The 10,204-nt window shown below is 71.5% G+C and carries 6 protein-coding genes and 2 pseudogenes; 4 read left to right on the top strand and 4 right to left on the bottom strand.

The window, feature by feature from the left end; genetic code table 11:
* Positions 1–283 precede the first annotated feature (283 nt).
* Entirely contained in the window at positions 284–466 is a 183-nt protein-coding gene (locus ACFY0T_RS50140) for a hypothetical protein (protein WP_388885914.1), read from the top strand.
* Positions 467–1,022: 556 nt separating this feature from the next.
* Here ACFY0T_RS50140 and ACFY0T_RS50135 read toward each other — a convergent pair.
* Positions 1,023–3,830, bottom strand: coding sequence for an ATP-binding protein (locus ACFY0T_RS50135; RefSeq protein ID WP_388885912.1), 2,808 nt, complete (start codon positions 3,828–3,830; stop codon positions 1,023–1,025).
* A 179-nt stretch (positions 3,831–4,009) separates the two neighbouring features.
* Here ACFY0T_RS50135 and ACFY0T_RS50130 point away from each other — a divergent pair.
* From ACFY0T_RS50130 to ACFY0T_RS50120, 3 genes and pseudogenes are all read left to right on the top strand, one after another.
* Positions 4,010–4,351: pseudogene (locus tag ACFY0T_RS50130) on the top strand (VOC family protein); the annotation flags it as partial.
* A gap of 15 nt (positions 4,352–4,366) precedes the next feature.
* Positions 4,367–4,834: a pyridoxamine 5'-phosphate oxidase family protein gene (locus tag ACFY0T_RS50125; RefSeq protein WP_388885917.1), complete on the top strand. Its 468-nt coding sequence runs from the start codon at positions 4,367–4,369 to the stop codon at positions 4,832–4,834.
* 431 nt (positions 4,835–5,265) lie between these two features.
* Positions 5,266–5,742, top strand: a complete 477-nt coding sequence (locus ACFY0T_RS50120) for an iron chaperone (protein WP_388885909.1) — start codon at positions 5,266–5,268, stop codon at positions 5,740–5,742.
* 1,211 nt (positions 5,743–6,953) lie between these two features.
* Here the strand turns inward: ACFY0T_RS50120 and ACFY0T_RS50115 are convergent.
* The 3 genes and pseudogenes from ACFY0T_RS50115 to ACFY0T_RS50105 form a co-directional block, all read right to left on the bottom strand.
* Positions 6,954–7,586: a hypothetical protein gene (locus ACFY0T_RS50115; RefSeq protein WP_388885906.1), complete on the bottom strand. Its 633-nt coding sequence runs from the start codon at positions 7,584–7,586 to the stop codon at positions 6,954–6,956.
* A 555-nt stretch (positions 7,587–8,141) separates the two neighbouring features.
* The gene (locus tag ACFY0T_RS50110; protein ID WP_388885904.1) at positions 8,142–8,714 is read right to left on the bottom strand and encodes a transcriptional regulator; all 573 of its coding nucleotides are present in this window, start codon (positions 8,712–8,714) and stop codon (positions 8,142–8,144) included.
* Positions 8,715–9,353: 639 nt separating this feature from the next.
* Positions 9,354–10,029, bottom strand: a pseudogene (locus ACFY0T_RS50105) (IS5 family transposase); the annotation flags it as partial.
* Between the last annotated feature and the right edge of the window lie 175 nt (positions 10,030–10,204).

Below are 10,204 nucleotides of genomic sequence, written 5' to 3'. Positions count from 1 at the left end.
ACACCCAGGGCGGCACCCAGGGCGGCGGCACCGGCAACACCCAGGGCGGCACCCAGGGCGGCGGCACCGGCAACACCCAGGGCGGCACCCAGGGCGGCGGCACCGGCAACACCCAGGGCGGCACCCAGGGCTGATCAGCAGGAGTTCATCACCTCGCAGAGGCAACCTCTGCGAGGTGATGGCGCGTTCTGGACCGCCTCGTGCTCGCGCCGCCCGGCGAGCAGCGCGGTGACGGTGGCGTCCAGGTAGCGGGTGGTTTCCCGGACCGCGAGGCGGCCTTCGTGTGATCCTGAACTCGGCTCAGACCGTCCTGCTCCGGCGCCGACTGCTCCGGTCGGTCCGCGGCGGCTGCGTGGCCGCCCTCCACATGGGCCACCAGAGCACCATCGACGCCCTTCCGGCCGTGCTGGACGCACTGGAGCGGCTCGGGCTCTGTGCCGTGACCGCCAGTCAGCTCTGTACCTGACGCACCCTCACCCCTTGCGCCGGCCTCCGCCCCGGACCAGTCCACCGCATCGGCCCTGATCGGGGCCGGCATCCAGCACCGCCGCACCCGCTTCGGGCAGCGTGTCACCTGCCGTGATTCAACGGCGCGAAGCAGTTCCTGTAAGTCACCGGCCGGTCGGCCCGCGCCCGGACAGTGCCGTCCGGGGTTGCCGGCTGCTCGCCGGGGAGCATGCACGAGGGCGGTTTAACTCGATCGTGTGATGGTCGACTTCCGGGCTTGCGGTGCCCTGGGCCGTTCGGGCTACGGTGATCGTGCGATCTGGGACGCCGGGTACGGTGCCGGCGTGCGGGGCCCCTGCTCCACCGGAGTGATGGTTCAGGGCCTCCCCGTCGCCTCTGGCCGCGCCCCTATGGCCAGGTCGCGCAGGGAACTGGCCTCCCGGGATCGGACCACGTACAGGATGCGTGTCGCTGCCCCGGGGTCGAGTACGCCGGGGACCAGTGCGCCCAAGACCGTTCGGGGCGTGCGGCTGAGTGGGCTCACTCCTGCTCAGTCCACAGGAACGGTGGGTGTTTCATCCAGCGGTAGGAGCAAGGCCCAGGTCGGCGAGTGCCGCCGTGCCGGCGGCGGCGTGGCCGTTCCCGGCGAGCAGCAGTGTGCGCGCCGACTGGTAGTGGCAGCCCGCCGTGTCGAAGGCCGCTGCGGCGGCGAGCTGCCGTGTCAGGTCGCCGTCCAGCAGTGCCTGTGCCCGGTCCAGTTGGGCGGTGGCGACCGGGTTGCCGGCGACCAGGCTCCGGGCGGCGTCGAGGCGGTCCCGCGCGTCCGGGTGGCCGGCGAGCACCGAAGCCTCCGCTCTAAGCGCCGCATACCAGTGCAGCCAGATCCAGGAGACCCACTTCCACACCTGATCCGGCTCCGGAGCCATCCGCTCCAGGGCCGCGTCCGTGTCTCCGTGGTGGAGCAGGACCGTGGCGTCGAAGACCGCACCGTAGCCGTGGCGGTGTTCCGCTGCGGTGCCCGCCTGGTCGACGATCGCGAGCCAGGTGGCCCGGGCGTGGTGGTCGCCGCGCAGGCCGTGGATCATCGCGACCGACGCGGCGGCCGGGCCGAGCGAGAACGACCGCTGCCGGCCGCTGCGCTGCCATGCGTCGAGGAATCGCACGCTGCCGGTGAGCACGTCGTCGGCATGGCCCGCGAAGGCGTCCGTGACCAGGAGCCAGGATGTGGCGTGGTGTTCCACCTCGGCGAACAGCGGGTGGTCGGCGAGCTGCCTGCCCCACCGGCGGGCCTGCGTCAGCTCGCCCACGCTGAGGGCGGTTCCCGCGGCCATGGCGAGGGCGTCCATCTGCTCGTGCGTACTGGCGGGGGTGCGCGGTGCCGAGGCCAGGATGTCGATCCGGCGCCGGGCGGCACCGGCGGCGCCGAAGGGTTCACCGGCCCACGTGCGGGCGCCGGAGAGCGCGTCGAGGGCGGCGGACTCGGCCACCGGGTCGCCCGTCCGCCGGGCGAGTTCGACGGCTCGCTCGGCGCATCTGACCGTCTCCCGCGCGGTGTTGTCCGCGTCTGCCTGGACCGCGCCGAAGGCATCCACGGTCACCGCCGCCTCAGCCAGCGCGCGTGCGGCCTGGGCAGCCAGGTCGCCGTCGTCGGACAGCTCTCGCGCCTGCGCGAGCAGGGCGGTCACCTCGTCCACGGCGGGGACCTGGGTGAACTCACTGGAGAAGCGGTACGCGACGGTGGCGGCCGCCGCCAGGTCGCGGCCGGCGCCGGCGCTGTCGCCGGCCAGGCGGGCGGCCTGGGCGGCGCCGCGGTGCAGGCGGAACATGTCGTCGCCCAGTTTGCGGCAGCCGGCCACTGCGGCGGCCTGGCGCAGCGCCGCGGCGCCGGCGGCGCCGGTCTGGCCGCCGGCGTCATCGGCGAGCGCGGCCGCCTGCTCGTACCGCTGCTGGGCCTCGCCGAGCAGGTTGCGGGTGAAGGTCAGCTCGGCCAAGGCGAGGGCGAGACGGTGGGCGTTGGCGCGCTGCTCCGGCCGGCCGGCGGCAAAGGCGAGGGCGGCTCGCAGGTCCTCTGCCATCGCGTCGAACCGCGCGCGCCAGTTGGCGCCTTCGGCCGCCGTGAGAGCACTCGCGCCGGTCAGGCACCAGTCCAGGTGGCGGGCTCGTACGGTGGTCAGTTCCCCGGTGTCGGCGAGCCGCTCCGTGCCGTACTGGCGGATGGTCTCCAGTGCCTGGTAGCGGGTGCCGGCCTGGGACGGTGTCGCGGTGAGCAGGCTCTGTTCGGCAAGCCTGGCGAGCCCGTCGGCGACCGCGGCCGGATCCAGCGGGGCGAAGGCGGCCACCGCGGTGGCCGCCTTCGCGGTGAACGGCATGACGAACACCGACATCCGGCGCAGCAGCGCCCGGTCCTGCGGCTGAAGCAGGTCATGGCTCCAGTCCAGCGCCGCCCGCACCGACCGGTGCCGCTGGTCCGCGCGGCCTCCGCCGGCGAGGATGCGCAGCTGGTCGCCGAGGCCGGCGGTGAGACCGTCCAGTCCGAGCGTGGGCCAGCGTGCCGCCGCCAGCTCGATGGCCAGCGCCATGCCGTCGAGCCGTTCGCAGATGGCCGCGATCTGCTCGCGGACCGCGGGATCCGGCGGTACGCCGACCGCTGCCGCCCGTTCCATGAACAGGGTCACGGCCTCCGACTCGCCGCCGGCCCAGGACAGCGGCCCCACCGGGAAGACCCACTCGAAGGGCACCATCATCCGGGCCCGGCTCGTGGCGAGCACCCGCAAGTGCGGGCAGGCCACCAGCAGCCGTTCCACGAACGGCGCCACCGCGTCGCGTATCTGCTCGCAGTTGTCCAGCACCAACAGCGCCTGACGGTCCGCCAGCGCGGCCAGCACCGCCTCGTCGATACCGCGCCCGGGCTGCTCGCCCACCCCCACGGCCGCCGCGATGGCCGCCCCCACCCGCCCCGGATCGGTGATGGGGGCCAGGTCGACGAACCACACCCCGTCGGCGAAGTCGCCGGCCGCCTCGGCTGCCACCGCCAGCGCGAGCCGGGTCTTGCCCACCCCGCCCGGGCCGACCGCGGTCACCTGCCGGCGCGTCTTCACCGCCTCGGCCAGCTCCGCGCGCTCCCGTACCCGGCCGATGAACGCTGTCAGCGGTGCCGGGAGGGCGGGTAGCGGGCGCGACGGCTCGGCGCGGTGGCGTTCGGCCGCGTGCCGGGACAGCGCCCGCCGGTCCGGCACCTGAAGCTTGCGCAGCAGTGCGGAGACGTGTGACTCGACCGTGCGGACGGAGATGAACAGCTGCGCGGAGATCTCCGCGTTGCTGAGGTGCTCCCCGAGCAGCGCGAGCACGTCGGCTTCCCGAGCAGAGATCACTGGATGGGACACCGGCTCATTATCCGTTCCTCCGTGGCGGTCTCCGTGGTGGTTTCCGTGGTGGTTTCCGTGGTGGTTTCCGTGGCCGGCACGGAGGTGGACCGTACCCCCGGCGGGAGAGGCTGTGACCACAGCGATCAAGCCCGGCAGGACACACCGGGCCGATCGTCACCCATGACTGATCGTCACCCATGACTACAGGAGTGACCATGACCGGTTCTTCCCCCCAGGGATGCAGGACGGTGCTGCATCCCGTGTCCGACCTGGCGGCGGCCACGGCGGTGTACACCGCCCTGCTCGGTGTCGCGCCGCGGATCGAGGAGTCCTCCTACGTCGGCTTCGAGGCCGCGGGCCAGCACATCGGACTTGTGCCGGGCGGTGGACCGCAGGGCCTGGCCTCCTCGCTGGCCTGCTGGCACGTGCCGGACATCGAGGCGAAGCTGGCCGAGCTGACCGCCGCGGGCGCCACCGTGAAAGAAGGCGCGCACGATGTCGGTGGCGGCCGTCTGGTGGCCACCGTCACCGACCCCGACGGCAACGTCCTCGGCCTGCTGCAGGACCACACGAGTGCCGGCCCACGCCCCCGCGCTCAGCGCCGTCGCGACACCGAGCACCGGCTCGCCCATGACGTCGATGTCTGGGTGGCCAGTGCCTCGGCGGGCGGCGCGCCGTATCTGGTGCCGCTGTCCTTCGACTGGGACGGCGAGACGCTGCTGGTGGCCACCTTGGCCGACAGCCCGACCGGCCAGAACCTGGCCGCCACCCGGGCCACGCGGCTGGGGCTGGGTCACACCCGCGACGTGTCCATGATCGAGGGCGAGGTCGAGGTCCTCGACCTCGCCGCGCTGCCGCAGCAGCGGGGTGACCGGTTTGCCGCACGCACCGGCTTCGACCCGCGCACGCCGGCCACGCCGTACCGCTGGTTCCGTATCACCCCGCGCCGTATCCGGGCCTGGCGCGAGGCGGACGAGTTGCCAGGACGCGAGCTCATGCGCGAGGGCCGCTGGCTTGCCTGAGCGCCGCGGGTGAACACACCCGCCCCGTCCGGCAGGCGGTGCAGGTGCAGGTGGGGAGCAGCGGGTGCTCGCGGGCACGGTGCTCGCGGGCACGGTGCTTGCGCCGGCCCGGCGTCGAGGCAGGCGAGCAATACCTTGGTTTTCGCAGCGGGTTTCGCCTCCGGCCGCCGGCACTCCCAGGCGATGGCACGCCGCCGCATGCCCGTGCCCCACCGATGCTGCCGCTTGTCCTGAGCCCGTTGCCGCAGTGGCCGAGCGCGGCCTGCGCCACCCCTCGGGCGTGTCGTTGCAGGGGGGCGTCAGACCGTCGGCCTCCGCCTCACCGCCGTCGCTGGTCTCACCCGAACGACAACCGATCAGTTCCCAGAAGCCGCCGCGGCGGATCCCCCGCACGAGATCCCGATCAGACGATGCAGACAAGGAAACCTGCCATGACCAACACGCAGAAGTCCGCCCGGAGCAGCACCGCGGCCCAGAAGAAGTTCGACGGGTTCACGGCCGAGGAACGCGCCGCGATGAAGGAGCACGCCCAGGAGCTGAAGGCGTCCGCGCGCCGCAGCCCGCGCACGGCCAAGGCGGACGGGGAACGCGACGTGCTCGCGAAGATCGCCGAGATGGCGGACGCGGACCGCGTCCTGGCCGAGCGGCTCCACGAGATCGTCCAATCGGCCGCGCCGGACCTCGCGCCGAAGCTCTGGTACGGGATGCCCGCGTACGCCAGGGCCGGCAAGGTCGTCTGCTTCTTCCAGAGCGCGCAGAAGTTCAAGACCAGGTACGCCACGCTCGGCTTCAGCGACCAGGCGCACCTCGACGACGGCACCATGTGGCCCACCGCCTACGCCCTGACAAAGCTGACCGCCGCCACCGAGGCACACATCGGCGAGCTCATCTCGACGGCGGCGAGCTGAGACCCGCCGGGGGGCGCCCACCGCGCAGGGGGCCGTGTACCACGTCCCTGCTTCCGCGGTCTGCGGTGCGGAGCTCCTCTGGGCGCGGTGGCGCGAGGGGCCCTGTGTGGCCGGCGGCGGCGCCGCGGGCCGCTGACCTGACGGGACGCCAGCCCCTGCTGCGCCGCCAGATCACCCGGCGGGCGGGTTGGCCTGGTGTCGGCCGCCCTGCCGATCAGATCGGTCCAGGGCGCCCTGGCAGGGCGGCCCGTCAGGGCAGCAGGCGTGTCCCGGCTCACACGGCGAGCAGCGTCAACAGGGGAACAGCCAAGGGCGGTTGGCCGTTCAACCGTGTGTGGCTGCGGAGGGGACAGTGTCCCCGGGCCTCACCCCTGGCCCAGGGGGACGATCGTCCGGCAAAAGCCCCATGGAGCCGTCCGCCGAGAGGCGACCGCCCTCCGCCCCCACCCGCGGCCCCGGCTGGCCTCCCCCGTCCAGCCGGGGCTTTCACCTGTCCGCCCCCGTCGCCCGTGGGGGCGTACAGGTCCTTCGGCAGGTGACTCCACACGCCGCTGCCGGCAGTCCCCCGGCGCACAGTCCTGGAAGGGGCGGCAAACGCAGCAAACCCCGCCTTTGAAGGGCCGGGGGCGGGGTTGCTGTGATGGAGCGCCGGGCAGGCCTTGCACCTGCATCTCCCCGCAGGAAGCGGGACGTCTTTCCTTGGACCACCAACGCACAGCCTGCCGCCCCCAGTTACCGGGCGGCCTGCTCAAGATCAAGCATAGCGCACCCCCCACCACCATCCGCACCCCCGCCACCGGCCGCGCCCGCCGCCGGCCCGCCCCGCACGCGCGCCGGCCGGGCATGACGGGGCATCACGGACCGGCCGTCACCGCCGCTCACCGCCGCTCACCGCCGCTCACCGCAAGCGGGCGGAACACATCGGGCCGGATGCGGCGAGGCTGAACGGCTCCTCACGACTGCCGGGTTGGGGGGCAGGAACGTATCGGTGCCGCAGCGCGATATGGGTCACCAATAGGTCACCCCGGCCTGCTGATCTCTTATCAACGGGGCACGGTGCTTGTCACCGGATCGGCGCGCTGCTTGTCACCAGCGGCGTCTGCTGCCGCCCGTGGTGACCCGGCTGGTCGAGATCACGCGCGCCTTGGGCCTTTTCACGGTCATGGTGGGGGGCTGATGACAATCCAGGAAGAGACACCCGTTGGGGCTGCTCATGCCTGGGAGGTGTCCGGTTCCAGGGAAACCGCGACCAGCCGGTCGCTGAGGGAGCCGGCGGCGCTGCCACCTGTCGTCTCGGCGCGGTACGCACGGATCGCCGGGTCGGCGAGGGTGAGCGTCAGCACCGGGCAGTCCGCGGCGTCGTTGGTGTCCTGGGGCGAGCACTTGATGATGTCGAGCAGGTTGTGGCCAGGACACACGGCCCCGGCCGGCAGATCCACGTCCAGGAGCAGCTCCTTGCCAGGAGCGACGCGGAAGCTGCCGGACGCCGGGATTTCGACAGGCTTGCCCGGGTAACTGCCGTCCACGACAGTCGCGGTGAGGGCGCGGGCGGAGGCGCGGTGGCCCTCACCGTGCGGGCCGTAGAGATCGAGCGTGACCCGGCCTTGGGCCAGCGGTGCGTCGAGCACCATGGGCCGCTCGCCTGTGCGGAGGGCCGCGTGGACGGTGAAGCGGGGGGTGCCCGGCGACTTCGGCCCCGGGCCGTAGGCGTCCCAGCTGGTGAGCACCAGCTGCGGGTCCTTGCTCCGCTCGCCTTTCCCCCGTGGTGCCGGCCGCGGCCAGTCGTCCACCGAGCACTTGGAGAGTTGGGCCGTGCCGCCGCCGGGGAGCGGACCATCTCGCAACGGCCCGGCAGGGGCCTGCCATTGTACAAAGGCGCGCCGCTGGGGCGTTGCAGAGGAATACGTCAGTGCCAACAGGCCCACGACGGGCACGGCGAGGATCAACCAGGAACGCAGGGACGCGCCAAACCCTCAGCCACGCCCCCCGGCTCGGCCGGCCGTCCCGGCAGCGCCTGCGGTGTCCCACCGCAGCGGATGGCCACGCCGTCGTCCGCGGCCGTCGGCCGGCGGCAACGCACCACGGTCCTCACAAGCCCGAGGGCCGGCATCCAGGCCTCGCTCGCCGGCCCGGGGGATCAGTTCCACGACGCTCATGATTCTTTCTGCGCGCCGGACGGCAAGAGCGTCACTGCACCCTTACGCCGAGCCGGTCCCGGGAACACAAACAGCACAGCTCCCGGGCAGCTCTGCCGACCGATCGGCTCATCGGCGCGGGCGGCCGCCCTCAGGGAGGCAACGCGCACGCCAAGGATCTTGGTGACCACGAGCCTGCCTCTGTGTCACCTCCTCGTGCTTCGGCACCGTATGAGCCTTCGGGTTGTGCTCGTGCGGAGGTGTTCAGGCGGCGAACCCGATGTTGGTGACGTATTCGTACTGGCCCCATTGGCTGCCCAGGTCCACGATCTTCTCGACCCAGGCGTCGTCGAGTGCCTGGGTGTCGTCGTTGGCCCAGGCTTCCACGACACGGTCCCAGTGCCGCACGTTGAAGCTGCGGTATTCCACCACCCGCTGGCGTGGCCGGGGCACCCGGGACTGGTTCAGGGGGTGGATCTCCACGCGTGTGCCCCGGCCGTCCGCGTTGAGGCGGCTGAGCAGGTAGCGGGCCACGTTGTGGCGGCGCACCGTCGTGTAGGCGGTTTCGATGCGGTCGAGGTTTTTTCTCGTCGGGGAGCGTGTGCCCTTCAGCCATGCGCTGAGGGTGCGGTCGGTGACGGTCAGGCCGGCCTCGCGGGCGGCCCGGCGGGCGTGGGGGGTGCGGGTGAGGTAGTGAAGTCTGGCGAGCAGGCCGCGGCGGGTGGTGACGGGGGTGGCGATGTAGCCGGCGAGGGCATCCAGCCGGCGGGCGACTGCTTCGTAGGCCTTGATGCCGCGGGCGCCGAATTTACCGAAGTCGATGGTTCTCTCCGGCATTTCGATCCTGCCCTTCCGTGTGTTTGCTGCCGCTGCGGGTTTACGGGGCTTTCAGGATATCGCAACTCGGGTATTTCTGCGGGGAGTTGGGAGAGTGTGGCGGCTTTTTTCTCCGCTGGTCCCTGTGTGTGTTCCGCACATCCTGAGCATGGTCGTCCGCGGGTTTTTTCCGCTGATGTTAATGGGTGTCTCGATTGGCGATCGTGCCGCGGTGACAACTCACACCACTCGCCCAGTTCGCCAGGCACCCCCGTCTGGATGAAGTCGCGCACGAGGGCCCATGCGCGATCGACAGTCAGGATGAAGTTGCCACTGAACGCAGCCAGGTCATCCATGACCGGGACGTCGACCACGGCATCCTCCGCGGCGATGCCGTCTCCAGCGAGCAGCCACGACCTCTCAGCGTCATCGAACAGATGGATGACCGCTTGATCACCTTGAAAGCCCAGAGCCAGCCGGGGAAACGCACCGCCTGGCAGTCGGACTTCAAGGCACCCCTGGCCACGGGAGCGCAGTTCGTTGAAGTGATCCGCCAACTCCCTGACGTCCGAACCTCTCTCCACCGCACAGAACCGCCCCGATTCCAGTGCCGTCGCCGCCCACGTCACGCTCATCCCTGCGCCTTAGACGCGCATCCCGCTACCTGGCCATCCCCTGAGGACTCCAAGAATGTCCTGATCGGGTGAAACGCCGGTAGCAGATCAGGGCACTGGCCAAGCCGACGAAGGCCAGGAAGCGCTCGGCCTTGCGCTCGTAGCGGCGGTGCAGCCGACGGCACCCGTGCAGCCAGGACACCGTTCGCTTGATGACCCAGCGGTCTCTGCCGAGGCGGCTGGACATTTCGACACCTCGGCGAGCGATGCGCGGCACGATCTGCCGACGTCGCAGCCAGTTGCGCAGGTGATCGAAGTCGCGTAGCCCTTGTCCGCGTGCAGTTTCACCGGGCGGCGGCGCCTTGGCTCGCAGCGGGAGCGGATCGGCGGGATACCACGCATCAGCGGGATCAGGGCCTGGCTGTCGTGGAGGTTGGCACCGCAGATACCGACCGAGATCGGCAGCCCGTTCCGATCGCAGAGGACATGGATCTTCGACCCGAGCTTGCCGCGATCGGTCGGATTCGGTCCGGCCAAGGGCCCCCTTTGACCGCCCGGACACTGACCGAGTCGATCGCACACCGTGACCAGTCCAGCTCGCCGCTCGCGCCGAGCCGGTCCAGCACCACGCGGTGCAGCCTGGCCCGTACCCGGGCCGCCGACCAGTCGGTGAAGCGCCGGTGCACGGTCTGCCAGGAGGCTCCAAAGACCGGCGGAAGCCGCCGCGCACCGACCACGCGGTCGCTGGTCGCATTCGATCACTGACCACATAGGACTTGATCGTCTAGAGGGGGTTGGGAGTTGCTGCCGGGATAGTGAGCAGGAGCGACTTCTGGTGAGTGTGAGTGAGTGCTGGGGCTGGATGCGGTTGTTCCGCTGTGCGCCGGAGGGTCTCCT

Source organism: Streptomyces sp. NPDC001530 (assembly GCF_042894545.1).
Classification (GTDB): domain Bacteria; phylum Actinomycetota; class Actinomycetes; order Streptomycetales; family Streptomycetaceae; genus Streptomyces.
The sequence above is the reverse complement of the archived record's forward strand: the minus strand, read 5'-3'. Positions and strand labels throughout refer to the sequence as shown.